The sequence below is a fragment of the Pseudacidovorax sp. 1753 genome, assembly GCF_040544975.1.
Lineage (GTDB): Bacteria > Pseudomonadota > Gammaproteobacteria > Burkholderiales > Burkholderiaceae_C > Xenophilus.
Genome location: NZ_JBEPKY010000008.1, coordinates 23703 through 48699, shown reverse-complemented (window position 1 = coordinate 48699; position 24997 = coordinate 23703). Strand labels below are relative to the sequence as shown.

General features: G+C 70.6%; 23 protein-coding genes and 1 tRNA gene. 12 read left to right on the top strand and 12 right to left on the bottom strand.

Features of this window, described 5'->3' with window-relative positions; translation table 11 throughout:
- Nucleotides 1-98: 98 nt before the first annotated feature.
- On the top strand, nt 99-3068 hold the full coding sequence (locus tag ABIC63_RS11350) for a valine--tRNA ligase (protein WP_354319831.1): 2970 nt from the start codon (nt 99-101) through the stop codon (nt 3066-3068).
- 66 nt (nt 3069-3134) lie between these two features.
- Nucleotides 3135-4022, top strand: coding sequence for a UTP--glucose-1-phosphate uridylyltransferase GalU (gene galU / locus ABIC63_RS11345; RefSeq protein ID WP_354319830.1), 888 nt, complete (start codon nt 3135-3137; stop codon nt 4020-4022).
- Between the two features lie 72 nt (nt 4023-4094).
- Here galU and ABIC63_RS11340 read toward each other — a convergent pair whose 3' ends face one another.
- The 3 genes from ABIC63_RS11340 to cysM are packed head-to-tail and all read right to left on the bottom strand — an operon-like array spanning nt 4095 to nt 5870.
- Entirely contained in the window at nt 4095-4331 is a 237-nt protein-coding gene (locus tag ABIC63_RS11340; RefSeq protein ID WP_369822454.1) for a sulfurtransferase TusA family protein, read from the bottom strand.
- Between the two features lie 23 nt (nt 4332-4354).
- Nucleotides 4355-4909, bottom strand: a complete 555-nt coding sequence (locus ABIC63_RS11335) for an NUDIX domain-containing protein (protein WP_354319829.1) — start codon at nt 4907-4909, stop codon at nt 4355-4357.
- Nucleotides 4910-4967: 58 nt separating this feature from the next.
- Complete coding sequence (cysM, locus tag ABIC63_RS11330; protein WP_354319982.1) at nt 4968-5870, bottom strand: cysteine synthase CysM; 903 nt, start codon at nt 5868-5870, stop codon at nt 4968-4970.
- 94 nt (nt 5871-5964) lie between these two features.
- Here cysM and ABIC63_RS11325 point away from each other — a divergent pair.
- A tRNA-Leu gene (locus tag ABIC63_RS11325) sits at nt 5965-6049 on the top strand.
- Between the two features lie 199 nt (nt 6050-6248).
- Nucleotides 6249-6482, top strand: coding sequence for a hypothetical protein (locus ABIC63_RS11320; protein ID WP_294369000.1), 234 nt, complete (start codon nt 6249-6251; stop codon nt 6480-6482).
- A 13-nt stretch (nt 6483-6495) separates the two neighbouring features.
- Here the strand turns inward: ABIC63_RS11320 and ABIC63_RS11315 are convergent, their stop codons facing one another.
- Nucleotides 6496-7887, bottom strand: a complete 1392-nt coding sequence (locus ABIC63_RS11315; RefSeq protein WP_354319828.1) for an aminotransferase-like domain-containing protein — start codon at nt 7885-7887, stop codon at nt 6496-6498.
- Between the two features lie 356 nt (nt 7888-8243).
- On the opposite strand from ABIC63_RS11315, the gene ABIC63_RS11310 reads away from it, so the two are divergent.
- The 8 genes from ABIC63_RS11310 (at nt 8244) to ABIC63_RS11275 (ending at nt 15445) form a co-directional block, all read left to right on the top strand.
- The gene (locus ABIC63_RS11310) at nt 8244-8726 is read left to right on the top strand and encodes an MSMEG_0572/Sll0783 family nitrogen starvation response protein (protein WP_017761953.1); all 483 of its coding nucleotides are present in this window, start codon (nt 8244-8246) and stop codon (nt 8724-8726) included.
- 19 nt (nt 8727-8745) lie between these two features.
- Complete coding sequence (locus ABIC63_RS11305) at nt 8746-9741, top strand: Nit6803 family nitrilase (RefSeq protein ID WP_354319827.1); 996 nt, start codon at nt 8746-8748, stop codon at nt 9739-9741.
- Between the two features lie 20 nt (nt 9742-9761).
- Nucleotides 9762-10859 (top strand): MSMEG_0568 family radical SAM protein, encoded by a 1098-nt coding sequence (locus tag ABIC63_RS11300; RefSeq protein WP_354319981.1) that lies wholly within the window; start codon nt 9762-9764, stop codon nt 10857-10859.
- A gap of 130 nt (nt 10860-10989) precedes the next feature.
- A complete protein-coding gene (locus tag ABIC63_RS11295; protein ID WP_354319980.1) occupies nt 10990-11532 on the top strand; it encodes an MSMEG_0567/Sll0786 family nitrogen starvation N-acetyltransferase in 543 nt (180 codons plus the stop codon).
- Complete coding sequence (locus ABIC63_RS11290) at nt 11529-12599, top strand: sll0787 family AIR synthase-like protein (RefSeq protein ID WP_354319826.1); 1071 nt, start codon at nt 11529-11531, stop codon at nt 12597-12599. Before ABIC63_RS11295 ends, ABIC63_RS11290 begins: the two co-directional genes overlap by 4 nt.
- Nucleotides 12592-13842: an MSMEG_0565 family glycosyltransferase gene (locus ABIC63_RS11285; RefSeq protein ID WP_354319825.1), complete on the top strand. Its 1251-nt coding sequence runs from the start codon at nt 12592-12594 to the stop codon at nt 13840-13842. The genes ABIC63_RS11290 and ABIC63_RS11285 overlap by 8 nt, the downstream gene beginning before the upstream one ends.
- A complete protein-coding gene (locus tag ABIC63_RS11280) occupies nt 13830-14123 on the top strand; it encodes an MSMEG_0570 family nitrogen starvation response protein (protein WP_354319824.1) in 294 nt (97 codons plus the stop codon). Before ABIC63_RS11285 ends, ABIC63_RS11280 begins: the two co-directional genes overlap by 13 nt.
- Nucleotides 14124-14158: 35 nt before the next feature.
- The gene (locus ABIC63_RS11275; RefSeq protein ID WP_354319823.1) at nt 14159-15445 is read left to right on the top strand and encodes an MSMEG_0569 family flavin-dependent oxidoreductase; all 1287 of its coding nucleotides are present in this window, start codon (nt 14159-14161) and stop codon (nt 15443-15445) included.
- Between the two features lie 13 nt (nt 15446-15458).
- Here the strand turns inward: ABIC63_RS11275 and ABIC63_RS11270 are convergent, their stop codons facing one another.
- The 8 genes from ABIC63_RS11270 to ABIC63_RS11235 are packed head-to-tail and all read right to left on the bottom strand — an operon-like array spanning nt 15459 to nt 24997.
- A complete protein-coding gene (locus ABIC63_RS11270; RefSeq protein WP_354319822.1) occupies nt 15459-16637 on the bottom strand; it encodes a CMD domain-containing protein in 1179 nt (392 codons plus the stop codon).
- Nucleotides 16634-17944: an acyl-CoA thioester hydrolase/BAAT C-terminal domain-containing protein gene (locus ABIC63_RS11265; protein WP_354319821.1), complete on the bottom strand. Its 1311-nt coding sequence runs from the start codon at nt 17942-17944 to the stop codon at nt 16634-16636. The genes ABIC63_RS11270 and ABIC63_RS11265 overlap by 4 nt, the downstream gene beginning before the upstream one ends.
- Before the next feature lie 10 nt (nt 17945-17954).
- Complete coding sequence (locus ABIC63_RS11260) at nt 17955-19529, bottom strand: ABC transporter substrate-binding protein (protein WP_354319820.1); 1575 nt, start codon at nt 19527-19529, stop codon at nt 17955-17957.
- Between the two features lie 39 nt (nt 19530-19568).
- Nucleotides 19569-20612 carry an ABC transporter ATP-binding protein gene (locus tag ABIC63_RS11255; RefSeq protein ID WP_354319819.1) on the bottom strand — a complete coding sequence of 348 codons (1044 nt, stop codon included), beginning with the start codon at nt 20610-20612 and terminating at the stop codon, nt 19569-19571.
- Entirely contained in the window at nt 20609-21601 is a 993-nt protein-coding gene (locus ABIC63_RS11250) for an ABC transporter ATP-binding protein (protein ID WP_354319818.1), read from the bottom strand. Before ABIC63_RS11250 ends, ABIC63_RS11255 begins: the two co-directional genes overlap by 4 nt.
- Nucleotides 21598-22521 (bottom strand): ABC transporter permease, encoded by a 924-nt coding sequence (locus ABIC63_RS11245; RefSeq protein WP_354319817.1) that lies wholly within the window; start codon nt 22519-22521, stop codon nt 21598-21600. Before ABIC63_RS11245 ends, ABIC63_RS11250 begins: the two co-directional genes overlap by 4 nt.
- Nucleotides 22518-23492 (bottom strand): ABC transporter permease, encoded by a 975-nt coding sequence (locus tag ABIC63_RS11240; RefSeq protein ID WP_354319816.1) that lies wholly within the window; start codon nt 23490-23492, stop codon nt 22518-22520. The genes ABIC63_RS11245 and ABIC63_RS11240 overlap by 4 nt, the downstream gene beginning before the upstream one ends.
- Entirely contained in the window at nt 23489-24997 is a 1509-nt protein-coding gene (locus ABIC63_RS11235; RefSeq protein ID WP_354319815.1) for a SidA/IucD/PvdA family monooxygenase, read from the bottom strand. Before ABIC63_RS11235 ends, ABIC63_RS11240 begins: the two co-directional genes overlap by 4 nt.

Sequence of the window (24997 nt, the reverse complement as noted above, 5' to 3'; positions counted from 1 at the left end):
CGGAGCAGCGGGGAGCGCCCCGTAAAATTGCCCGTTTCCCGTCTTCGAACCCCCACGGCCTGCCGGCCCCTGCCGGCTGGCCCTGACTCCATCCGCCCATGAGCGACACCCCCCTGCAACCCGGTCTCCAGAGCCTCGCCAAGTCCTTCGAACCCGCCGCCATCGAGGCCCAGTGGGGCCCCGAGTGGGAGCGCCGCGGCTATGCGAAGGCGGGCTTCCGCGGCACGCAGGCGCCCCAGGCCGGCGCGCCCTCCTTCGCCATCCAGCTGCCGCCGCCCAACGTCACGGGCACGCTGCACATGGGCCATGCCTTCAACCAGACCATCATGGACAGCCTGACGCGCTACCACCGCATGGCGGGCGCGAACACGCTGTGGGTGCCGGGCACCGACCATGCCGGCATCGCCACGCAGATCGTGGTGGAGCGCCAGCTGCAGGGCCAGGGCCAGAGCCGCCACGACCTGGGCCGCAAGAACTTCGTCGCCCGCGTGTGGGAGTGGAAGCAGCAGTCCGGCAACACCATCACCGAGCAGATGCGCCGCATGGGCGACACGGTGGACTGGAGCCGCGAGTACTTCACCATGGACGACAAGCTGTCCAAGGTGGTGACCGACACCTTCGTGCGGCTGTACGAGCAGGGCCTGATCTACCGCGGCAAGCGGCTCGTCAACTGGGACCCGGTGCTGATGTCCGCCGTCTCCGACCTGGAGGTGGAGAGCGAGGAGGAAGAAGGCGCGCTGTGGCACATCGCCTACCCGCTGGAAGACGGCAGCGGCAGCCTGACGGTGGCCACCACCCGGCCCGAGACCATGCTGGGCGACGTCGCCGTGATGGTCCACCCCGAGGACGAACGCTACACCGCCCTCATCGGCAAGAAGGTGCGCCTGCCGCTGGTGGACCGGCTGATCCCCATCATTGCCGACGACTACGTCGACCGCGAGTTCGGCACCGGCGTGGTCAAGGTCACGCCTGCGCACGACCACAACGACTACGCCGTCGGCCAGCGCCACGGCCTGGCCATCATCGGCGTGCTGACGCTGGACGCCAGGATCAACGACAACGCGCCTGAGGCCTACCGCGGCCTGGACCGCTTCGCCGCCCGCAAGAAGATCGTGGCAGACCTCGAAGCCGCCGGCGCCCTGGTCGAGACCAAGAAGCACAAGCTGATGGTGCCGCGCTGCGCCCGGACCGGCCAGGTGGTCGAGCCCATGCTGACGGACCAATGGTTCGTGGCGATGACGAAGGTCAGCGAGCAGGACCCGACCGGCAAGAGCATCGCCCAGAAGGCCATCGACGCCGTGCAGTCCGGCCAGGTGCGCTTCGTGCCCGAGAACTGGGTCAACACCTACAACCAGTGGATGAACAACATCCAGGACTGGTGCATCAGCCGCCAGCTCTGGTGGGGCCACCAGATCCCCGCCTGGTACGACGAGGATGGCCGCGTCTACGTCGCCCGCAACGAGGAGGAGGCGCAGAAGCAGGCACCCGGCAAGACGCTCAAGCGCGACGAGGACGTGCTGGACACCTGGTATTCGTCCGCGCTGGTCCCCTTCTCCTCGCTCGGCTGGCCCGAAAGTGTTGAGGCCCCCACGCTCGGCACTGACGTGTCCTCGCTGCCCCCCGAGGGGGCGCGTTCCGCCTTGGGGCGGCCCGGCGGCGGAACGGAGGACGGCAACGCCCTCAAGGACTACGACCTCTACCTGCCCTCCACCGTGCTGGTGACCGGCTACGACATCATCTTCTTCTGGGTCGCCCGGATGATCATGATGACCACGCACTTCACCGGTCGCGTGCCCTTCAAGCATGTCTACATCCACGGCCTGGTGCGCGATGCGCAGGGCAAGAAGATGAGCAAGTCCGAAGGCAACGTGCTCGATCCGGTGGACCTGATCGACGGCATCGCGCTGGAGCCGCTGCTGGACAAGCGCACCCAGGGCCTGCGCAAGCCCGAGACCGCGCCGCAGGTGCGCAAGAACACGCAGAAGGAGTTCCCCGAGGGCATTCCGGCCTACGGCGCCGATGCGCTGCGCTTCACCTTCGCGGCACTGGCCTCGCTGGGCCGCAGCATCAACTTCGACAGCAAGCGCTGCGAGGGCTACCGCAATTTCTGCAACAAGCTGTGGAACGCCACCCGCTTCGTGCTCATGAACTGCGAAGGCCAGGACTGTGGCCTGATGGAGCACACCAAGGCCGACTGCGCCCCCGGCGGCAAGGCCCATGGCTACATGCGCTTCAGCCAGGCCGACCGCTGGATCGCTTCGCGCCTGCAGCGCGTGGAGCAGGAGGTGGCGCAGGGCTTCGCCGACTACCGCCTGGACAACGTGGCCAACGCCATCTACCAGTTCGCCTGGGACGAGTTCTGCGACTGGTACCTGGAGATCGCCAAGGTGCAGATCCAGACCGGCGGCGAGGCCGAGCAGCGCGCCACCCGCCGCACGCTGATCCGCACGCTGGAGACCCTGCTGCGCCTGGCGCATCCGATCATTCCCTTCATCACCGAGGAGCTGTGGCAGAAGGTCGCGCCCGTCGCGGGCCGCGCCAGCGAATCGATCATGGTCGCCGCCTACCCCGTCGCCCAGCCCGGGAAGATCGACGAGGCGGCCGAGGCGCACGTGGCCAAGCTCAAGGCGCTGGTGGCGTCGTGCCGCACGCTGCGCGGCGAGATGAACGTGTCGCCGGCTCAGCGCCTGCCGCTGTACGTGGTGGGCGACGCCGACTTCGTGCGGCAGGCCGCACCGGTGCTCCAGGCCCTGGCGAAGTTGAGCGAAGTCAAGGTTTTTGACGATGAAGCGGCCTGGACGGCCGCGGCGCAGGCCGCGCCGGTGGCCGTCGTCGGCGAGGCGCGGCTGGCGCTGCACGTCGAGATCGACGTGGCCGCCGAGCGCGTACGCCTGGGCAAGGAAGTCGCCCGCATCCAGGGCGAGATGGCCAAGGCCCAGGGCAAACTGGGCAACGAGGCTTTCGTGGCCAAGGCGCCGCCGGCTGTCATCGCTCAGGAAAAGCAGAGATTGACCGACTTTGGCGCCGCGCTGACACGTTTGCAGGAACAACTCGTGCGACTTGGCTGACAGCGCAGTCAAATGCGTGCAGTAGCATTGAACGATTCACGAATTTCAACTCTCCTGCACACACGCATGCCCACTTCCAGACGCATCCGCAAGGCCGTTTTCCCAGTGGCCGGCTTCGGCACCCGCTTTCTGCCTGCCACCAAGGCGCAGCCCAAGGAAATGCTGCCCGTGGTGGACAAGCCGCTGATCCAGTACGCCGTGGAAGAGGCTTATGCCGCGGGCATCCGCGACATGATCTTCGTGACCGGCCGCAACAAGCGGGCCATCGAGGACCACTACGACACGGCCTACGAGCTGGAAAGCCAGCTCGAAGCCAGCGGCAAGAACGCCCTGCTGCGCATCGCCCGCTCGGTGGCGCCCGAGGACATGACCTGCTCCTACGTGCGCCAGCCGCGCATGCTGGGCCTGGGCCATGCGGTGCTGTGCGCCGAGCATCTGGTGGGCGACGAGCCCTTCGCCGTGCTGCTGGCGGACGACCTGATGGTCGGCCCCGAAGGTGGCGAGGGCGTGCTGTCGCAGATGGTGCGCACCTACAACAACCTCGGCGGCTCCGTGCTGGCCGTCCAGGAAGTGCCGCTGGATCAGGTCAAGCGCTACGGCATCGTGGCCGGCGACGCGATGGGCGACGGCCTGACCCAGGTGCGCGCCATGGTCGAGAAGCCCTCGCCCGAGAACGCACCGTCGCGCCTGGGCGTCGCGGGCCGCTATGTGCTGACCCCCGGTGTGTTCGAGGAGATCCGTCGCCAGCCCAAGGGCGCCGGCGGCGAGATCCAGCTGACCGACGGCATCGCCTCGCTGATGAAGAAGGAAAGCGTCTACGCCTATTCGTACAAGGGCATGCGCTACGACTGCGGCAGCAAGGAAGGCTTCCTGCAGGCCACCGTCGAACTGGCGCTGGCGCACCCCGAGGTGGGCGGCTTCTTCAAGGACTACCTCAAGAGCCTGCCGCTCTGAGCGGTCTCATCCGCTGGTGATGAACGAAAGGGGCCTCGCGGCCCCTTTCTGTTTCTGGTGGCGTGCGCCGTCTCAGCGGCGCCGGAGTACGTGGATGAACTCCGCGCCCACGGTCTCCTGCGACACCAGCCCGTGGCCGGTCTGGCGCGCGAAGGCCTGGAAGTCGCGGGTGGAGCCCGGATCGGTGGCCACCACCTTGAGCAACTGGCCGCTGGCCATGTCGTTCAAGGCCTTCTTGGCCTTGAGGATGGGCAGCGGGCAGTTCAGCCCGCGGGTGTCGATTTCCTTGTCGATGGCGATGTCGGTCATGGGTCTTTGTTGCGTGGCGCGGTTCAGGTGGACAGGCCGCGGCGCCGCTCCTCGTTCTCTTCGGTGGTGAAGAACACCGGCTCGTGACCGCGCGTGCGCAGCCAGTCGGCCAGCGCATAGCCGGTGCCGGCGGGCCAGCACTTGAGGTCGGCCAGGTCGTAGAGGCGCCAGTCCACCAGCTCGGGCGAGAGCTTCACCTCGCCCTCGGCCACCACGTGGTAGGCGATGATGACCTGGTTCATGCGCTGGAAGTCGTAGGCACCCACGATGTCGCAACTCAGGACATCGAGGTTGGTCTCTTCCTTGACCTCGCGCGCGATGCCCTCGATGGGCGTTTCGCCGGCCTCCATGAAGCCGGTGATCAGCGCAAACATCTTGGGTGGCCAGGCCGCGTTGCGCGCCAGCAGCACCTGCCCGTTGTATTCGACGATGGCGGCCAGCACCGGCGTCGGGTTGTTCCAGTGGGTATGGCCACAGGCCGGGCAGCGCAGGCGGGCCTTGGGGCCGCCGTCTTCCATCATCTCGATCCATTCGAGCGGCGTGGCGCAGGCCTGGCAGAACTTGGGCAGGTTGTTCAAGGACGGGGTCTCCGATGTCGTCGTTGTGGTGGTTGTGGGTTCGACGCAGAGGCGGCACTCAGGCCGGGAACACGCCGGTGGAAAGATAGCGGTCGCCGCGGTCGCAGACGATGAAGACGATGGTCGCGTTCTCCACCGTGCGGGCGATCTCCAGGGCCACCCACAGCGCGCCGGCGGCCGAGATGCCGCCGAAGATGCCTTCCTCGCGCGCCAGGCGGCGGGCCATTTCCTCGGCGCTGTCCTGGCTCACGTTGACGACCTGGTCCACGCGCGCGGGGTCGAAGATCTTGGGCAGGTATTCCTGCGGCCACTTGCGGATGCCCGGGATGCGCGAGCCCTCGGCCGGCTGCGCGCCGACGATCTGGATCGCCGGGTTCTTCTCCTTGAGGAAGCGCGACACGCCGGTGATGGTGCCGGTGGTGCCCATGGCGCTCACGAAATGGGTGATGCGCCCGCCCGTCTGCGCCCACAGCTCGGGGCCGGTGGTCTCGTAGTGGATGCGCGGGTTGTCGGCGTTGGCGAACTGGTCGAGCACGCGGCCCTTGCCCTGCGCCACCATCTGTTCGGCCAGGTCGCGGGCGTATTCCATGCCGCCGCTCTTGGGCGTGAGCACCAGCTCGGCGCCGTAGGCCTTCATGGTCTGGGCGCGTTCGATGGAGAGGTCCTCCGGCATGATCAGCACCATGCGGTAGCCCTTGATGGCGGCGGCCATGGCCAGCGCGATGCCCGTGTTGCCCGAGGTGGCTTCGATCAGCGTGTCGCCGGGCTTGATCTCGCCGCGCTCCTCGGCGCGGCGGATCATCGACAGGGCCGGCCGGTCCTTGACCGAGCCGGCCGGGTTGTTGCCTTCGAGCTTGCCCAGCACCACGTTGCCGCGGGCGGCATTGGCAGCGGCCTCGATGCGTTGCAGGGCCACCAGCGGCGTCTTGCCGACCGCGTCTTCGATCGTCGGATAGGAAATGGTCATGGTTCTTGGATGAAAGGCCGGGCGGCGCCGGAACGGCGCACTCGTCCAGGGCACTGTGCCATAATTTTGGGCTGTCTCGACGCTCCGTGCCGGAGTGGTGAAATTGGTAGACGCAGGGGACTCAAAATCCCCCGCCGCAAGGCGTGCCGGTTCGATTCCGGCCTCCGGCACCAACGATTGCGCGTCATGGCCTCTACGGCCCGCGCCCGTCGTTCCAAACAGCGTTGCGCGTTCCCGCCTTCCGGCATCCGCAGCCTGCGGGCTGGTCCTCGTCCGAGGGCACATGCCGGCCCGGCTTTCCAGGGAGCCCGCCTCCCCTCGTACTGCGCCGCATTGACCGATACGCCCGATTCCCTTCCCCCAGCTTCCGGCATGAGCGACCGCCCGACCGCGCCGATGGGTGCTCGCCCCACCGACGAGACCGACGGGTCACGCATGTCTCCCGCCGGCAACACGCCGGACCCGGCCGTCGAATCCGACAGTCCCGCCTCGCTGCGCCAGCGTTTCGGCGAGGCCGCGTCGATGTTCGGCAAGCTCGACACCCGCCCCTTCGACGAGCGCAACCGCCCCACGCCCTGGTGGTCGCGCTGGCTGCGCCGGCGTTGAGCTGACCCCCTGATCAGCCCGCGCGGCAGCCGCGCACCGCGTCGCGCGCCGCCCGCAGCGCCCGGCCGCAGTCGTCGCGTGTGAGCGGGCCGCCAAGGCACAGGCGCAGGGCCTCGGGCGGCATGCGATCGGTCGAGAAGGCCTGGCTGGCCACGGCCGCGACACCCATCTGCTGCAACTGCTGCGCCAGCTCGGCACTCACGCAGCGGCCTCCCCTGTCTCCCTCATCGCCCTCCAGCGGCAGCCAGGCATGGAAGCCCTGCGGATGCGTGCGCAGGCCGAGGTCACCCAACAGCTCGCGCGCCAGGGCGCTGCGCCAGCTGCATTCGGCGCGCATGGCGTCCAGCGCCTGCGCCGCGAGGCCTGAGCCCAGCCAGTGCGTGACCAGGCCGGTGGTCAGCGGCGAGGCCATCACCGTGGTGGCGCGCAGTGCGCCCGCCAGGCGCTGCGTGGCGGCATCGGTGGGCGCCAGCACGAAGGCATTGCGCAGGCCCGCGCCCAGCCACTTGGAGGTACCGCTCACGTAGTAGGTGAGCGCCGGTGCGAAGTCCGCCAGCGGCGGTGGCACGGCGGGCGCCAGCATGCCGTAGGCATCGTCTTCGATGATGAACACGCTGTGGTGGGCGGCGATGTCCGCCAGCGCCTCGCGCCGGCCGAGCGACAGCGTGGCCGTCGTCGGGTTGTGCAGGTTGGGGCACAGGTACAGCGCGCCGATGGACGCGCTCTTGCACAGCGTCTCGAAGGACTGCGGCACGATGCCTTCCTCATCGCACTGCAGCGGCTGCAGCTGCGTGCCCAGCTGCGCGGCGATGGCCTTGAGGCCGGGGTAGAGCAACGACTCCACCGCCAGGCTCTGGCCCGGCCTCACCAGCAGGCTCAGCAGCGCCAGCAGCACGCTGTGGATGCCCGGCGCCACCAGCGTGTGCTCGGCGCGGGCATGGCCCACCCACTGACGCAGCCATTGCGCCGCGGCCTCGCGGTCGCGCGGGCTGCCGCCGAAGTCCTGGTAGCGCATCAGCTCGGCCACCGGCGTGGCGGCGACGAAGGCGGCCGCCTCGTCCTGCAGTTGCTGGCCCACGGGATGCTCGCTCAGCTCCGGCGGCATGTTCATCGTCATCTCGGCGCCGGTGCCGCCGCGCAGCGGCAGGCCGATGAAGGAGCCGCGCACATAGGAGCCCAGCCCCGGCCGCGAGGCGATGAGGCCGCGCTCACGCGCCTGCGCGAAGCCACGCACCACCGTCGTGTAGTTCAGCCCCAGCTGCTGGGCCAGATCGCGCAGCGGCGGCAGCCGGTCACGCGGTGCGAGGCGACCGCGCTGGAGGTCTTCAGCCAGCAGGTCGGGAATGAGCTGATAGGCCGGAAGTTCGCTGTGTCTCAGCCGCGCGGCCCAGTGCGAGAAGGGCATGGAGGAATGGCTTTCAGGCGCTCGGAAAGCTCCGAGTAGAGCGCAATACGCCCCCGCCGTGCGGCCGCGGCGCGTGCTTGTTTTGGTGCGTCATGCCATTGATCGGATGCATTGATTGCATCGGTCTGCGGCGCGCTGGTGCATCGGGCCTGGCGGGCTCGCAGCGCCATGCCAGGCCGCCGTCGGCCGCATGCACGCATGCCCACTGGCTTGATCGGCCATTGATCGGCCAAGCCGCCCGGCCAGCGGCCCGTTCCTCGCAAAGAGGTTGGCACCGCCGTGCGATGCGCCGCTTTCTCGAAAGGCCTCGCGCCGCGGCCCCACCCGATCCACCGCCAACCGCAACCGAGGTGCCCATGCCCCAAGTGACCCATCCCGCAGCCCAGAAGGGCGACTTCCTGGTCGACTACGAAGAGAAGGTGTTCGAAGACGTCAAGGCCGAGCCTGGCGAGAAGGCCCTGGTGACCTTCCACACCGTGGCCTTCGAAGGCTCCATCGGCTTCGTGAACCTGCTGCAGGCCACGCGGCTGCAGCGCAAGGGCTTCGAGACCTCGATCCTGCTCTACGGCCCCGGCGTGACGCTGGGCGTCAAGCGCGGCTTTCCCAAGCTGGGCGACTCGGCCTTTCCGGGCCACCAGAACTTCAACGAGCAGATCACCAAGTTCATCGCCGAAGGCGGCAAGGTCTACGCCTGCCGCTTCGCGCTGCAGGCCCTGTACGGCCACGGCGAGGGCGCGCTGATCGAAGGCATCCGCCCCATCAACCCGCTGGACGTGCTCGACGTGGTGCTGCTGCACCGCAAGCAGGGCGCCTTCATCCTCGACACCTGGACGCTCTGAGCGTCGCCCCGGAGCAGCCATGGCCCTGCCGAAGAAGAAGACCGTGCGCGCCGCCGCCGCGCAGATCGCGCCCGACCTGGACAGCGAAGGCGGCACCCTGGCCCGCGTGCTGGAGACGGTGCACGAGGCGGGCTGCCGGGGCGTGGAGCTGATCGTCTTTCCCGAGACCTTCGTGCCCTACTACCCCTACTTCTCCTTCGTGCAGCCGCCGGCGCGCCAGGGCGCGGACCACCTGCTGCTGATGCAGCGCGCGCCCACCGTGCCCGGTCCCATGACCGAGGCCGTGGCTGCCGCCGCGCGGCAGGCCGGCATGGTGGTAGTGCTGGGCGTGAACGAGCGCGACCACGGCAGCCTCTACAACACGCAGCTGGTCTTCGATGCCGACGGCCGCCTGGTGCTCAAGCGCCGCAAGATCACGCCCACCTACCACGAGCGCATGGTCTGGGGCCAGGGCGACGGCAGCGGTCTCAAGGCCGTGGACACGGCCGTGGGCCGCGTCGGCGCCCTCGCCTGCTGGGAGCACTACAACCCGCTGGCCCGCTATGCGCTGATGGCCGACCACGAGCAGATCCACTGCGCCCAGTTCCCGGGCTCGCTGGTGGGCCCCATCTTTGCCGAGCAGATGGGCGTGACCATCCGCCACCACGCGCTGGAGTCGGGCTGCTTCGTGGTCAACGCCACCGGCTGGCTGCACGACGAACAGGTGCGCCGCCTGATGCCCGACGAGGCCCTGCAGGGCGCGCTGCGCGGCGGCTGCCACAGCGCCATCGTCTCGCCTGAAGGCAAGTACCTGGCCGAGCCGCTGACCGAGGGCGAGGGCCTGGTGGTGGCCGACCTGGACCTGGCGCTGATCGACAAGCGCAAGCGAATGATGGATTCGGTGGGCCACTACGCGCGCCCCGAACTGCTGTCGCTCGCCATCCGCCGCGACGCCGCATCGACCACCCGGCCGCTGGCCGCGCCCGAGCCGGCCCTTCTTTCCGACGACATCCCCCTGCCCCCGGAGGCCGCATGAATCCGACAACACGTCAGCTGATGACCGAACTGCAGACCCGAGGCCTGCGGCTCGAAGCCCCGCAGGCCGGTGCCGCGAGCCGCCGCGGCGGCGCCGGGCCCTCGGACCACAAGGCGGTGACCGTGGACGGCGTGACGCTGATGGTGCCGGTGCACACGCACGGCGCCTTCGACTCGCCCTTCGTCGCCGGCACGCCCGATGCGCAGGGCCGCGCCACGCTGCGCCACGGCACCATCCCGATCGCGCAGCTGAGCTTTCCGCGCGCGCCGCGCTTCTACGGACGCCAGACGGCCGACGGCATTCCCTACCAGCAGATCGCCACGCTGCACGGCACCGACGTGCTGGCCACCACCGTGCTGCAGACCTGCATCCGCTACGAGAGCCGGCGCAAGGCCTGCCGCTTCTGCGCCATCGGCCAGTCGCTGGCGGCCGGCCGCACCATCGCCCACAAGACGCCCGCGCAACTGGCCGAGGTGGCCCAGGCGGCCGTCGAGCTCGACGGCGTGCGCCACATGGTGATGACCACCGGCACGCCGCCCACCCGCGACCGCGGCGCGCAGGTGCTGTGCGACAGCGCCGCGGCCGTGAAGGCGGCGGTCGACCTGCCCATCCAGGCCCAGTGCGAGCCGCCCGACACCGACGCCTGGTTTCAGCGCCTGAAGGACGCGGGCGTCGACACGCTGGGCATGCACATCGAGGTAGTGGGCGAGGACCTGCGCCAGCAGATCCTGCCCGGCAAGGCCGAGGTGTCCATGGCCCGCTACTGGGAGGCCTTCGAGGCCGCCGTGGCCGTCTTCGGTCGCGGACAGGTCAGCACCTACCTGCTGGCCGGCCTGGGCGACAGCGCGCAGACCCTGCTGGCCATCAGCGAGCGGCTGCTGGCGCTGGGCGTGTATCCCTTCGTCGTGCCCTTCGTGCCCATCAGCGGCACCCCGCTGGAAGACCATGCCCCGCCCGGCGCGGACTTCATGCGGTCCGTGCTGGAGCCGCTGGGTGCGATGGTGCGCCAGTCCGGCCTGCGTGCGGCCGACATCAAGGCGGGCTGCGGCAAGTGCGCCGCCTGCTCGACGCTGTCGGTCTTCGAGGATGCGGCCGCGCCCCTGGCCGAGGCGGCCTGAGCGCCGTGCCTCCGGGCCTCCTGGCAGCCCGAACACGCGCGAACACGCCGAAAGCGCCCGAACCCGTCGCCCCGCCCGACCCACCGCTGGAGCCCTCCTCATGATCCTCGTCGACGCCCAACCCTGGCTCATGCCTGCGCCGCCCGTGCCGCGGGTCGACAACGCCTTCCGCATCCAGTGGGCCAGCATCCCGTGGATGCAGCGCGAGGCGCAGGCCCTGCGCCGGCAGGTGTTCTGCGAGGAGCAGCACGTGTTCGACCGCGACGACCACGATGCCATCGACGCGCAGCCCGGCACCCGCACGCTGGTGGCCTGCTCCACGCTGGCCGGGCTGCCGGACGAGGTGGTCGGCACGGTGCGCATCCACGAGGAATCGCCGGGCACCTGGTGGGGCTCGCGCCTGGCCGTGGCCGCGCACTGGCGCCGCCATGCGCAGCTGGGCACCGGCCTGATCCGCCTGGCGGTGAGCAGTGCCCATGCCCGCGGCTGCCGCGAGTTCCTGGCCCATGTGCAGATGCAGAACGTGCCGCTGTTCGAACGCCTGCACTGGCGTCAGGACGGCGTGGTGGATGTCCATGGCCTGCCGCACGCCCTGATGCGCGCCGACCTGCGGCAGTACCCGCCCTGCCACACGCCTGAGGCCGGCTTCGTGCTGGCAGGGAGCCGGGCATGAAGCCGCTCGGCATGCTGCCTGCGCTGCTCGACGCCCTGCGCGCTGGCCGTGGCTTCGCACACAAGCGCGACATCGCCCGCGTGATGCGCTCGCTCGATGGCGAGCCGGCGCCTGCCACTGCCGTCCCCAACGGCGACGACTGTGCCGTGCTGCCGTTGCCCGGCGGCGGCCACCAGTTGCTGGCCATCGAAGGGCTGATGCCCGACTTCGTGCAGCAGCAGCCCTGGTTCGCCGGCTACAGCGCCGTGATGGTCAACCTGAGCGACGTGGCCGCCATGGGCGGCCGGCCCACTGCCGTCGTCGACGCCCTGTGGAGCGCCGACGAGGCCACCACGGCCGAGCTGCTGCGCGGCATGCGCGCCGCCTGCCGCCAGTACGGCGTGCCGCTGGTGGGCGGCCACACCAACCTGCGCAGCGGCGGCGCCCAACTGGCCGTGGCGGTGCTGGGCCGGGCCGAGCGGCTCATCTCCAGCTTCGCCGCCCGGCCCGGCGACCGCCTGCTGGTCGCCACCGATCTGCGCGGCGCCTGGCAGGGCGATGCGCCCTTCTGGAACGCGAGCACCACCGCCCCCGCCGCACGCCTGCAGGCCGATCTGGCCCTGCTGCCGCGGTTGGCCGAGGCCGGGCTGGTCGATGCCGGCAAGGACATCAGCATGGCGGGCGTGCTGGGCACGCTGCTGATGCTGCTGGAGTGCTCGGGCTGCGGCGCGCGGGTGCAGCTTGAGCGTCTGCCCTGCCCCGCTCTCGCCCAGGGCGGACCCGACTGGCATGCGGACGGCGACGTCGCCCAGGCCGCGCGGCTGCGCTGGCTGAGCGCCTTTCCCAGCTTCGGCTTCGTGCTGGCCGTGCGTCCTGCCCTGGCGCCGGAGGTTGCCGCGCGCTTCGCCGAACAGGGCATCGCCTGCGCCGACGTCGGCGAGGTGCGGGCCGGCACATGCCTGGACGTCGCGCTGGGCGCGCAGCAGGCCTGCCTGTGGGATCTGGCCAAAGCCGGCTTCATCCTCGGCGGACCGGTGGATGCGGCACCTTCCGCGATGCGCCTCGTGCAGGAGCATCCCCATGCCTGAGACCCTGCCGCTGCGTCCGGACGGCCAGCGCCTGCACGTCGGCCTGGCCATGCACAGCGTGCTGCCGCGCGGCGGCGTGGTCCACACGCTGGAGCTGGCCACCGCCCTGGCCGGGCAGGACGTGGCGGTCACCGTCTTCGCGCCGGTGGAACCGGGCCAGGCCCTGTTCCGCCCGCTGCCCGAGGGACTGCCCCTGCGCCTGCATCCCATCCCCATGCCGCACCCCACGGGTGCCATGCTGGCCGACCAGGTGGGCGAGCGCATCGCGGCCCTGCGTGCGGCGCTGCCGGCGGCGGCGGCGCGGGCTGGCGTCGATGTGCTGCATGTGCAGGACAGCCTGAACGGCGCCGCACTGGCGCAGAGCCCGCCGGCCGTGCCCTGGCTGCGCACCGTGCATCACCTCGACGACTTCGCCGATGCACGCCTGGAGGCCTGGCAGTCCATGGCGTGGCAGCGCGCACGGGCCATCTGTTGTGTCAGCGACACCTGGTTCGACCAGTTGCGTGCTCGCCCCGAAGCCCCGCCCGTGCACCGCGTCTTCAACGGCGTGGACCTGCAACGCTTTCGCCCCGGCCCCGTGGCGGAGGATGCCGCCGCCCTGTCCGCGCTGACGGCGGCCGGCCTCGACGATGCGCCGATGTTGCTGGCCCTGGGCGGCGTGGAGGCGCGCAAGAACAGTGCACGCCTGCTGCACGCATTCGCCCGCCTGCGCCGCGAGGTGCCGCAGGCGGCCCGCGCCCGCCTGCTGGTGGCCGGCGGCGCCAGCCTGCTGCAGCATGGCGCCGAGCAGCAGCGATGGCAGCTTGCCCTGGCCGACAGCGGTCTGGCCGAAGGCCCCGGCCAGCCGGTCTGGCGCACCGGCCCCCTGCCCGATGCGGCCATCGCCGGGCTGATGCGCCGCGCCCGGCTGCTGGCCATGCCCTCGCTCAACGAAGGCTTCGGCCTGGTCGCGCTGGAGGCGCTGGCCTGCGGCACGCCGGTGCTGGTCTCGCGCCGGGCACCCTTCACCGAGCACCTGGCCGGGAGCCCCGGCGTGAGCTGGTGCGAGCCGGAGGACGACACCAGCCTGGCCCTGGGCCTGGCCCGCGCCTGGAGCCAGACCCGCCTCACCCAGCCGCCGGCCGTCTGCCAAACGTATAGCTGGGCGCGCAGTGCCGTCGCCCACCTGCAGGTCTACCGCCAGTGCCTGGCATCAGCCACCCCGTCCACCCCATCTCGAGACCCCGCCCCATGCCTGCCATGACCTACACCCTGCGCTGGCCCGATGCCAGCGAGACCGTCGCCTACTCGCCCTCGCTGGTGATCCAGGACTACTTCGCGCCCGGCCAGGCCTATGCACTGGACGACTTCGTGCAGCGCCTGCGCGAAGCCACCGGCATCGCCAACGACCGGGTGCGCGCCAAGTTCGGCTTCGCCTGCTCGCGGGCCAGCGACCAGCTGGCGGACATCGAGGCCCGCGTGGCCCGCCACGCCGGCCAGACCGGCGCCCAGGTGCAGGTCGTCGCCTTCGGGCCGGCGGACTGAGCCACGACCGCGCTTCCTCATCCACGGAGAAACCCATGACCGCTTCCACTTCGCTCGCCCCGCACTATCCCGTCGTCGTCATCGGCGGCGGCCAGGCCGGGCTTTCGACCAGCCACTACCTGCAGCAGGCCGGCATCGCGCATGTGGTGCTCGAAAAGCACCGCATCGGCCATGCCTGGCGCGACCAGCGCTGGGACAGCTTCTGCCTGGTCACGCCCAACTGGCAATGCCGGCTGCCCGACTTTCCCTACGACGGGCCGGACCCGAAGGGCTTCATGCTGCGCGACGAGATCGTGGCCTACCTGGAGGCCTTCGCCCGCAAATCCCGGCCGCCGGTCATCGAAGGCGTGTCGGTGCAGGGCGTGCAGCGTCATGCCGATGGCGCGCTCGAGGTGAGCACCTCGCTCGGCACCTGCCTGGCCGACCATGTGGTGGTGGCCACCGGCGGCTACGACATCCCCATCGTGCCCGCCTGCGCTCACAGCCTGCCGCCGGCCATCACCCAGCTGCATTCGGTGGACTACCGCAACCCGGCCCAGCTGCCGCCCGGCGAGGTGCTGGTGGTGGGCTCGGGCCAGTCCGGCGTGCAGATCATGGAAGACCTGCACCTGGCCGGCCGCAAGGTGCACCTGGCCGTGGGCTCGGCCCCGCGCTCGCCGCGCGTGTACCGCGGCCGCGAATCCACCGAATGGCTGCACGAGCTGGGGTTCTACAACCTCACCGTGGACCGCCATCCGCTGGGCGACGAGGCCCGCCACAAGACCAACCACTACATGACCGGCCGCGACGGCGGCCACGAGATCGATCTGCGCCGCTTCGCTCTGGAAGGCGTGCGGCTGTACGGCACGCTGGCCGACATCCACGGCACGCAGGTGAGCTTCCGCCCCGACCTCACGCGCAACCTCGACGAAGCCGACGAGGTGTACTGCAACATCCGCCGCGACATCGACGCTTACATCGCGCGGGCCGGCATCGACGCGCCGGTGGAGCCGCCCTTCCAGAAGGCCTGGGAGCCGGATGCCGACCCGACGCTGCTGGACCTGCAGGCGGCCGGCATCACCAGCATCGTGTGGGCCATCGGCTTCCGCGCCGACTACCGATGGATCGACCTGCCCGTCTTCGACGGCCGCGGCCATCCGCGCTTCCGCCGCGGCGTGACCGCCGAGCCCGGGCTCTACTTCGTCGGCCTGCCCTGGCTCAACACCTGGGGCTCGGGCCGCTTCCTGGGCGTGGCGGACGATGCGCGGCACCTGGTGGAGGTGATCGGTGCACGCATCGCCGCGGCCACAGACATTCGGGAGCCGCTCGCCGAGGCGGCCTGAACGAAGGTGGGCCTCAGCCCTCGCCGCCGTAGACCGGCTCGCCCAGGTTGAGCATCAGCCGGTTGGCCCAGGCGAAGATGGCGATGGCGTGGACCAGGTCCAGGATCTCCAGGTCCGACAGGCCCGCGGCGCGCAGCGGCGCGATGTCGTCGGCGCCGAAGCCGGCCGGCGTCGCCGTCAGCGCGATGGAGGCCTGCACGATGGCCCGCTCGCGCGCGTTGGTGCCGGCGCCCTGCGGCTCGTGGAAGACCTGCGCGATCACGTCGTTGCGCTTGGCCAGTTGCTCGAAGCGCTGGGCATGCACCGAGGCGCAGTACACGCAGCCGTTGATGCGCGACACCACGGCGCTGGCCAGTTCGCGCTCGGCGCGCGACAGGCCACCCGGCGCATACATGATGGCGTTGAAGACGGTGGAGCGCTCCTGCAGGATGGCCGGCTGCTGCACCAGCAGCAGGTAGTAGTCGCTGGTCTTGGCCTTGGGATGGCTGCTTTCCAGCACGGCGGTCTGCTCCGGTGTCGCGTCAGCCAGGTCCAGCACCGGCAGCCAGGCCTTCCAGCCCAGCGTCTCGCTGGTGAAGCCGTTGATGCGCAGCGGCTCGCCCGGCTTAGGCAGGTTGGCCGGGTGCACGAAGGGCGCTGCGTCCTCGGTGGTCGCGGGTGCCGCGGTCTGCGCATCGCCGGCCGCCGCCAGCGCCTGCAGGCCGGCCAGCACGCGCACCTGGTAGGCCACGTAGGCGATGAGCTGGGCCAGGGCCACCACGGCCGGCGTGTCGATGCCCGCGGTGGGCAGGCGCAGCAGCGCGGCCTGGTCGCCTTCCACGGGCTTGTCGGCCAGGGCAATGGTGAAGCGCAGGATCTCGGCGAGGCGGGCGTCGTCGGCCGGCACGGCCTCGCCATCGAGGGCCGCCTGCTGGGCGGCGGACGGGGTGCCCAGCGCCAGCAGTTGCGTGCGGTAGTGGTCGGCCAGCATCGTCACGCCGGCGCGGCGGGCGATCTCGTGCGCGGCCAGCAGGCGCTCGGCCAGGCTCAGGCCGGGCAGCGCGGGATCGAAGAGCCGCGCATGGCTGCCCTGCGTGGCGGTGACCACCTTGTCGCGCTGGTGGCGCACGGCATGCAGCGGCGCGCCGTCGGCCAGCGGCACCAGCGAGTCGATCAGGTCGGGGACGACGGGGGTGGAAACGGCAGAAGTCATGGCTTGGCCTTGGCCGCCGAAGCGGCCTGGTGGAGGAGGTCGCGCACGCCGGCCCAGGAGGCCTCGTCGGCATGCGCATTGGCGGCGGGCGCGCCGCCGCTGGTGCTCAGCCGGCCCGAGACCGGATGGGCATAGGCCAGCTGGGTGGTCGGCACGTAAGGGAAGACGATGGAATGGCCGGCGCCCTCGAAGTCGAGGTGCTCCACCGGCCAGGGATGGCCATGCGCGGCCAGGCGCTCGACCACCATGCGGCCGTACAGGCTGGACGGCCAGGAGCCGTCGTCGGTGGCCGACAGCAGCATCACCGGACCATGGATGCGCTCGACGCGGATGCGGGCGCGCTCCACGGCCTCGGCATCCTGCAGCGCGGTGAGCAAGGCGTTGGCATGGCGGCGCGGCTCGGGGCCTTCGTCCCAGGGCGCCCAGGTGGCGGTGCGGTTGTCCTGCCACAGGTGCAGCAGCGGCTGGCCGCGCCACCACCAGGCCGGGCCGTTGCGGCTGTCGGGCCCGTTGGCCGGGTTGCAGGCGTTCTGCGCGCTGTGCACCACGGCACCGGGTACGTAGCCGATCACGGCCGAGACCAGCTCGGGCATCAGCGTGGCGAGCAGCAGCACCAGCTCGCCGCCGCGCGACTGGCCCGACAGGGCGACGAAGCCGCCCGCCGGCTTGAGCTGCGCATGGATCCACTGCAGGGCCGTCTCGAAGTACTCCAGGTGCGTGTCGGAGATGTGGTCCGGCCGGCCGGGCGACTTGAAGTAGCCCACGGCCAGGGCTGCGTAGCCGTGCGACGCGTACAGCGCCGCCCGCGGCTCGTTGATGCCGCCACCGCTGCCGTTGAGCACCATCACCGCCGGATGCGGGCCCGGTCCGGGTGGCAGGAAGAGCGTGGCCGACAGGCCGTCGTCACGCACCTCGCGGCGCGTCACGCCCTCGGCCATCAGCCGCTGCACGAAGGTGGCCTGCCAGCGGCTGCCGTCGGCACGCGTGAGCACCAGCTCTGTCGCGAGCGGCGCGGCCGGCTCGGCGGCAAAGACCTCGCGCGGCGCACCGGCGCGCTCGGGCACCTGTGCCCAGACCAGGCCCATGGGCGAGGCGCCTTCGTAACTGCCACCGGGCAGCGGCGCATCGCGGCCCAGGTCCACCGTGCCCCCGGCATCGGCCAGCAGCTCGACCCGCGCCGTCCATGCGATGGCCGGGCCGCGCACGGTGCGGCTCTCGATGCGCACCCGCTCGCCGGGCGCGAGCCCGTCGGCCACGATGCGCCGCGGCACGTCGATCAGCGCATCGGCGGGCGTGACTTGCAGCATCGGCGCCGCCTCAGTTGGTCCTGGAGACCTGCATGGCCGTCGTGCGATCGCTGAGTAGCGGCACCACTTTCAGGCCCTTCTTCGCGGCCCAGATGTTCTGGTAGTGGAAGAGCGGGATGTGGCCCACGTCGTCCGTCACCAGCTTGGCGGCGTGGCGGAAGATGGCCTCGCGCCGGCGCGCATCGAACTCGACGGTGGCGGCGTCCAGCGCCTTGTCCACGTTCTCGTTGCTGTAGCGGCCCCAGTTGTTGATGCCGCGACCGCGCTTGGGGTCGTAGCTGGCCAGGGTCTGCAGCAGGCCGTAGCCGGCCTCGCCGGTGCCGTTGCCCCAGGCGATCACGCTGACGGCGTATTCGTTCTTGGAGGCGCGGCCCGAATACACCGACCACGGCACCACCTCCACCTTGGTCTTGACGCCGATGCGCGACCAGAACTGCGCCACGGCCTGCACCGTCTCGGGCGCCTGCGGATAGCGGTCGCCGGGCACGTGGATGGCGATCTGGAAGCCCTGCGGATAGCCGGCCTCGGCCAGCAGCTTCTTCGCCTGCTCGGCGTTGTAGGGAATGTCCTTGACCTCGGGGTTGTAGCCGAAGCTGTTCTTGGGCATCCACTGGTTGGCCTCGGTCACGGTGCCCTGCAGCACGCGGTCCACGATGGCCTTGCGGTTGATGCCCAGCGACAGCGCCTGGCGCACACGCAGGTCGGTCAGGGGGTTCTTGTCGAGCACCTTGCCGGCGTTGTCGGTGATGAACTCGTTGGGGCCTTCGCGCAGCGTGGGCTGCAGCAGCAGCACGCGCAGGCCCGGGTAGGTGTAGACGCTGACCTTGGGGTCCTTGCGCAGCTTCTCGACGTCGGTGACGGCGACCTTGTCGATCACGTCCACGTCGCCGGCCAGCAGCGCCGCGGTGCGGGCGGCGCCGTTGTTGATGAAGCGGTAAGTCACCTTCTCCCACTGCGGCTTGGGCCCCCAGTACGTGGGGTTGCGCTCGAACACCGTGCGGTCGCCCGGCGTGTACGAGATGAACTTGTAGGGGCCGGTGCCCACCACCGCCTTGCCGCTGTTGTAGTCCTCGGTGCGGGCCTTCTCGCCCACATGCTTGCTCACCACGTAGATGGAGGCAATCTCCAGCGGCAGCATGGGGTTGGGCGTACTGGTCTTGACGATCAGCGTGCCCGGGTCCTTGGCGGTGGCCGATTCCACCGAGCGCAGCGCGCCCGAGTACGAGGCCACCGAGCCCGGCACGCTGCGCGCGCGCTGGAAGGAGAACACGATGTCATCGGCCGACACCGGCGTGCCGTCCTGCCACTTGATGGCGGTGTTGATCTTGAACTCCCAGGTCTTGTCGTCCAGCGACTTCCAGCTGGAGGCCAGGCCCGGATCCAGCTTGCCGCCGTCGCGCGAGGTGACCAGCGAGTCCCAGAAATGCAGCGCCAGCGAGCGGTCGCCCGCATGGTTGTTGAGCTGCGGGTCCACCGAGGAGACCGGGTCGGCGAAGCCGATGGCGAGGTTCTGTGCCGCGGCGCCGGCCGCGGCGATCAGGGCGGCGGCCGCGACGGCCGCGGTGCGCAGGGAATGGTGAGTCATGGCGATCCTTTCGTCAGGGAACAGCGGGAATGCGGTGGGTCAGAGCGCGTCCAGATGGCACGCGCTCTGGTGGCGGATGGCGATGCCGCGCAATTGCGGCACCTCGGTGCGACAGCGGTCCATCACCTGCGGACAGCGCGGATGGAAGTGGCAGCCGCTGGGCGGTGCGAGCGGGCTGGGAATCTCGCCGCGGATGGGCGCGAACTGCGCGCGCCGGGCGTCGATGCGCGGAATCTCCTGCAGCAGCGCGCGGGTGTAGGGATGGCGCGGATTGGCGAAGAGCTCGTCCACCGGCGCCGACTCGACCACGCGGCCGAGGTACATCACCACCACGCGGTCGCACAGGTGCTCGATCACGCCCAGGTCGTGGCTGATGAACAGGTAGGCCAGGCCCAGCTGCTCGCGCAGGTCCATGAACAGGTTGAGGATCTGCGCCTGGATCGACACGTCCAGCGCGGCCACGGCCTCGTCGCAGACCAACATGCGCGGCCGCACCGCCAGCGCGCGGGCGATGCCGATGCGCTGGCGCTGGCCGCCGCTGAACTGGTGCGGGTAGCGGTGGCGCAGCGATGGGTCCAGGCCGGCGCGTTCGAGCTGGGCGCAGACGTAGTCGTCCTCGCCGGCCGCATCGGTCAGGCCGTGCAGCCGCGCCGCCTCGCCCACGATGCGCGCCACGCGCAGGCGCGGGTTGAGGCTGCCGAAGGGATCCTGGAACACCATCTGCACCTTCAGCCGCGCGGCCAGGCGGGCGCGGTCGTTCATGTGCGCGATGTCCTGACCATCGACGAGCACCTCACCCTCGCTGGGCGCCAGCAGGCCGGCGGCGATGCGGCCCAGCGTGGACTTGCCACAGCCCGACTCGCCCACCAGGCCGACCACCTCGCCGGGCTGCACCTGCAGGTCGACATGGTCCACGGCATGGGTGATGGCGGGCGCCTCGCCCAGGCCGAGGGCGCGCAGGCGGCGGTCCAGCCAGCCTTCTTGCCGCTCGCCGAAGCGCTTGGAGATGGCGCGCAGGTCGACCAGCGGTGTCGATGCTGCCTCGCGGGCGGCGCCTGCATTGGAAGAAAGCATGGCGCTCATTCGGCAGCTCCCGGATGGATGCAACGCGCCTGGTGCCCAGGCACTTCGGCCCTCGGCGCGACCAGTGCCGGTACGGCAGCCTGGCATTCGGCCGTCGCACGCGGGCAGCGCGGCGCGAAGGCGCAGCCGGCGGGCAGCCGCGCCAGGTGCGGCGCCATGCCCGGAATCTGCTTCAGCCGCGCCCCGCGCCGGTTGGCGCTGGGCAGGCTGCCGATCAAGCCCTGCGTGTACGGATGCTGCGGCCGGTCGAGCACGTCGTCTACCGCGCCGATCTCGACGATGCGCCCCGCATACATCACGGCGATGGCGTCGGCCAGGCCGGCCACCACCGACAGGTCGTGGCTGATCCAGATCATGGCCGTGCCGCTGTCCTTCACCAGCTTCTGCATCTCCGACAGGATCTGCGCCTGGATGGTCACGTCCAGCGCCGTGGTGGGCTCGTCCGCAATGATCAGCGCGGGCTTGTGCAGCAGCGCGATGGCGATGGCCACGCGCTGGCGCATGCCGCCCGAGAGCTGGTGCGGATAGGCGCGCAGCCGCTCCTCGGGGCTGGGAATGCCCATCAGCGCCAGCGTGTCGGCCGCATGGCGGCGGGCGGTGGCAGTGTCCACGTCGCGGTGGGCACGCACCGCCTCGACCATCTGCACGTCGATGCGCAGCACCGGGTTCAGCGTCGCCATAGGGTCCTGGAAAATCATGGCGATGCGGTCGCCGCGCAACTGCCGCAAGGCTTTCTGCGGCAGGGTGCGCAGGTCCTGCCCCAGGAACAGCACCTCGCCGCCTTCGATGCGGCCCGGCGGATCGACCAGGCCCATGACCGAGAAGCCGGTCACCGACTTGCCCGAACCCGACTCGCCGACCAGGCCCAGCACCTGGCCGCGGCCCAGCGAGAAGGAGACGCCGTCGACCACCGGCAGCACGCCGTCGCGGGTGTGGAAGCGGGTGCGCAAATCGCGCAGTTCCAGCACGGGAGTGGTATCGCCGCTCACTTCTGCAACCTCGGGTTCAGTACGTCGCGCAACTGGTCGCCCACCAGATTGATCGCGACGATGGTGGCCAGCAGGGCCAGGCCGGGGAACAGGCTGATCCAGTATTCGTTGGACAGCAGGTACTGGTAGCCGTTGGAGATCAAGAGGCCCAGCGAGGGCTCGGTGATCGGCACACCCAGCCCCAGGAAGGACAGCGTGGCCTCCAGCGTGATGGCCCGCGCCACCTGCAGCGCGCCGATCACCAGCAGCGGCGGCAGGCAGTTGGGCAGCACATGGCCGACCAGGATGCGCCACGGCGGAATGCCCTGGCCGCGTGCGGCATCGACATACTCGCGCCGCGTCTCCACCAGCGCCTGCCCGCGGGCGGTGCGCGCGTAGTAGGCCCATTCGAGCAGCACCAGCGTGAGCACGACGTTGGTGATGCCCTTGCCCAGATAGGCGAGGATCATCAGCGCCATCAGGATGGTCGGGAAGGACAGCAGCAGGTCCACCAGCCGCATCAGCAGTGCGTCGACCCGGCCGCCGGCATAGGCGGCCAGCAGGCCCACCAGCGTGCCCAGCACCGCGGCGATGAGGGCCGAGCCCACGCCCACGCCCAGGCTGATGCGCAGGCCGTAGACGATGGCCGAGTACAGGTCGCGGCCCTGGCCGTCGGTGCCCAGCCAATAGGTGTAGCCGCCCTCCCCGCGCGGCGAGCCGGGCGGAAGGCGGGCGTCGAGCACGTCCAGCTGCAGCAGGTCGTAGGGGTTCTGCGGCGTGATCCACGGCGCGGCCAGGGCCACGACGACGACCACCGCCAGCATCAGCAGCCCGGCGACGGCGACGCGCGACTGCAGGAAGTCGCTGCCCACGCGCCACCAGAAGCCGCGCTCGGGCTTCGATGCGGCGGTGGACGAAGAAGAGGTCTGCACCGCGCTCACTTCGCACCCTCCAACCGCACGCGCGGATCGAGCAGGCGATAGAGCACGTCCACCACCAGGTTCAGCGTCACGAAGATCACGACCACCACCATCAGGTAGGCGACCACCACCGGGCGGTCCAGCGAATTGATGCTGTCCAGGATCAGCTTGCCGGCACCGGGCCAGGCGAAGATGGTCTCGGTGACCACCGCATAGGCGATGGTCGAGCCCAGCTCCAGGCCCAGCACCGTGACCAGCGGGATCAGCGTGTTGCGCAGCACATGAACGCCCACCACGCGCACCGGCGACAGGCCCTTGGCCCGCGCGAACTTCACGAAGTCCTGCGGCAGCACCTCACGCACGCCGGCGCGCGTCAGCCGCAGCACCAGCGAGATCTTGAACAGCGCCAGGTTGAAGGCCGGCAGCAGCAGATGCTGCAGCCCGTCGAGCGTGAGCCAGGACCATTCGATGCCGAACAGGCTGCGCGTCTCGCCGCGCCCGCCGGCCGGCAGCCAGCCCAGCTGCACGCTGAACACCATGATCAGCATCAGCGCCACCCAGAAGGCCGGCAGCGAGAAGCCCACGATGCTGGTGGCCATGATGGCGCGCGAGGCCGGATGTTCCGGCTTCATGCCCGCGAACAGACCCAGCGGCACGCCGATGAGCACGGCCAGCAGCAGCGCGGCCACCGCGAGTTCCATGGTGGCCGGCAGGCGCGCCAGGATGATGCGGATGGCCTCGTCGTGGTAGACGAAGCTCTTGCCCAGCTGGCCCTGTACCGCGCCTTCGAGGAAGGACAGGTACTGGCGCCACAGCGGCTGGTCCAGCCCCAGGCGGGCGATGGCGGCGGCCCGCTCGGCCTGGTTCATGTCGTCGCCGATCAGGATGTCCACCGGATTGCCGATGGCATGCAGGCCGACGAACACGATCAGCGTCATCGCCCACACCACCAGCAGCGCCTGGCCGAGCCGGCGCAGCAGCCAGCCGGTCATGGGGCGGCCCCTTCGCGCACAGCGGCCGCTTCCTCATAGGCGGGAAACGACGCCTCGGTCCATTCGTGGCCTTCGAGCTCGGGCTCCGCATAGCGCTGCATGGCGGCGAAATGCGCGTCGGCGTCCTCCACCATCAGCTGGCCGGCCAGGCCACGGGCCAGGCGCTGCGAGCCGTCGGTGATCTGCGGGATGTCGCCCGCGCCGGCGCCCTGCGACAGGGCCGCGGCGTAGTTGTAGCAATGAATGCGCTCCAGGCCCGGACAGCGGCCGGGCTCGCGCGGCTGGAACTCGAACAGCGGGCCCAGGTCGGGCGACTCGGACAGCTCCTCGTCGTCCTGGCCCTCGGGCGCGGCGAAGCGGTCGCGCCACAGCCGCACATGCGGCTGCAGCCCGGCGAACTCGGGCCGCTGGGTCCAATCGATGCGAAAGCCGGTGCAGAAGATGACGAAGTCCGCCGCCAAGGGCCCCTTGGCCGTCTCGACACGGATCACGCCGTCGGGCCGCACCGAAGCACCGGTCGCCCCCGCTCCCAGGTGGAAATGCGCCTGGGCATGGCGCGACACGCGCAGCGTGCTGCCCTGCGGCGGCGGCACCTGCTGCACGTTGAGGTAATGGCGGAAGCGCCACTTCCATTCGTCCGGCAGCATCCAGTAGCCGTGCGACATGCCGGGGCTGCCGGAGCCCTTGCCCTTGTTGATGCGCGGCAGCTCTCGGCGGCGGATCAGCAGGTCGACGCGGGTGGCGCCGTTCTCCAGCGCCGTGGCCGCGGCGTCCATGGCCGAGGCGCCGCCGCCGATCACGGCCACGCGCTTGCCGCGCAGCATGGCGCCGTCCCAGGCATGCGAGGAATGCACCCAGCGTTCGCGTGGCAGGGCATGGGCCCAGTCCGGCACCCACGGGCCGCCCAGGCCGTCGCGGCCGGTGGCGATGACCACGTGGCGCGCCAGCACGGTGTGGGCGCGATCGCCCTCGCCTTCGTCGACCAGTTCCAGCTGCACCACGCCATCGGCCCGCGGACGCACCGCCGCCACGCGCTGGCGGTTGCGCACGTCCAGGCGCAGCACCTGGCGGTACCAGCGCAGGTAGTCCATCCATTGCAGGCGCGGGATCTTGTCGAGCGCCCGCCAGGCGTCCAGCCCGAACTGCGACTCGAACCAGGCGCGGAAGGTCAGCGCCGGCAGGCCGAGCGCCGGGCCGGTCAGCTCCTTGGGCGAGCGCAGCGTCTCCATGCGCGCCGTGGTGGCCCAGGGCCCCTCGAAGCCGGCCGGCGCCTGGTCGAACACCACCGCCTGCACGCCCAGGTGCTTGAGCGAGGCCGACAGCGTGAGCCCCGCCATCCCGCCGCCGATGACGGCCACGTCGATCACCGGCTGGCCGTCGCGCGCGCTGGGCGGCACCCAGTGCTTGGGCGGCAGACCGAGCCAGAGGAGGTCCTGGCGCAGCCGCTGCTCCAGGTGGGGCAGGCCGGCCGGGGGCGTGAAGGCATCGGGGGCGGGCGAACTCAT

Excerpts from the sequence above, each read along its gene's own strand:
- ABIC63_RS11350 (WP_354319831.1), top strand. The coding sequence starts at position 99 with ATGAGCGACACCCCCCTGCAACCCGGTCTCCAGAGCCTCGCCAAGTCC.
- galU (WP_354319830.1), top strand. The coding sequence starts at position 3,135 with ATGCCCACTTCCAGACGCATCCGCAAGGCCGTTTTCCCAGTGGCCGGC.
- ABIC63_RS11340 (WP_369822454.1), bottom strand. The coding sequence starts at position 4,331 with ATGACCGACATCGCCATCGACAAGGAAATCGACACCCGCGGGCTGAAC.
- ABIC63_RS11320 (WP_294369000.1), top strand. The coding sequence starts at position 6,249 with ATGAGCGACCGCCCGACCGCGCCGATGGGTGCTCGCCCCACCGACGAG.
- ABIC63_RS11315 (WP_354319828.1), bottom strand. The coding sequence starts at position 7,887 with ATGCCCTTCTCGCACTGGGCCGCGCGGCTGAGACACAGCGAACTTCCG.
- ABIC63_RS11310 (WP_017761953.1), top strand. The coding sequence starts at position 8,244 with ATGCCCCAAGTGACCCATCCCGCAGCCCAGAAGGGCGACTTCCTGGTC.
- ABIC63_RS11305 (WP_354319827.1), top strand. The coding sequence starts at position 8,746 with ATGGCCCTGCCGAAGAAGAAGACCGTGCGCGCCGCCGCCGCGCAGATC.
- ABIC63_RS11300 (WP_354319981.1), top strand. The coding sequence starts at position 9,762 with ATGACCGAACTGCAGACCCGAGGCCTGCGGCTCGAAGCCCCGCAGGCC.
- ABIC63_RS11295 (WP_354319980.1), top strand. The coding sequence starts at position 10,990 with ATGCCTGCGCCGCCCGTGCCGCGGGTCGACAACGCCTTCCGCATCCAG.
- ABIC63_RS11290 (WP_354319826.1), top strand. The coding sequence starts at position 11,529 with ATGAAGCCGCTCGGCATGCTGCCTGCGCTGCTCGACGCCCTGCGCGCT.
- ABIC63_RS11285 (WP_354319825.1), top strand. The coding sequence starts at position 12,592 with ATGCCTGAGACCCTGCCGCTGCGTCCGGACGGCCAGCGCCTGCACGTC.
- ABIC63_RS11280 (WP_354319824.1), top strand. The coding sequence starts at position 13,830 with ATGCCTGCCATGACCTACACCCTGCGCTGGCCCGATGCCAGCGAGACC.
- ABIC63_RS11275 (WP_354319823.1), top strand. The coding sequence starts at position 14,159 with ATGACCGCTTCCACTTCGCTCGCCCCGCACTATCCCGTCGTCGTCATC.
- ABIC63_RS11270 (WP_354319822.1), bottom strand. The coding sequence starts at position 16,637 with ATGACTTCTGCCGTTTCCACCCCCGTCGTCCCCGACCTGATCGACTCG.
- ABIC63_RS11265 (WP_354319821.1), bottom strand. The coding sequence starts at position 17,944 with ATGCTGCAAGTCACGCCCGCCGATGCGCTGATCGACGTGCCGCGGCGC.
- ABIC63_RS11260 (WP_354319820.1), bottom strand. The coding sequence starts at position 19,529 with ATGACTCACCATTCCCTGCGCACCGCGGCCGTCGCGGCCGCCGCCCTG.
- ABIC63_RS11255 (WP_354319819.1), bottom strand. The coding sequence starts at position 20,612 with ATGAGCGCCATGCTTTCTTCCAATGCAGGCGCCGCCCGCGAGGCAGCA.
- ABIC63_RS11240 (WP_354319816.1), bottom strand. The coding sequence starts at position 23,492 with ATGACCGGCTGGCTGCTGCGCCGGCTCGGCCAGGCGCTGCTGGTGGTG.
- ABIC63_RS11235 (WP_354319815.1), bottom strand. The coding sequence starts at position 24,997 with ATGAGTTCGCCCGCCCCCGATGCCTTCACGCCCCCGGCCGGCCTGCCC.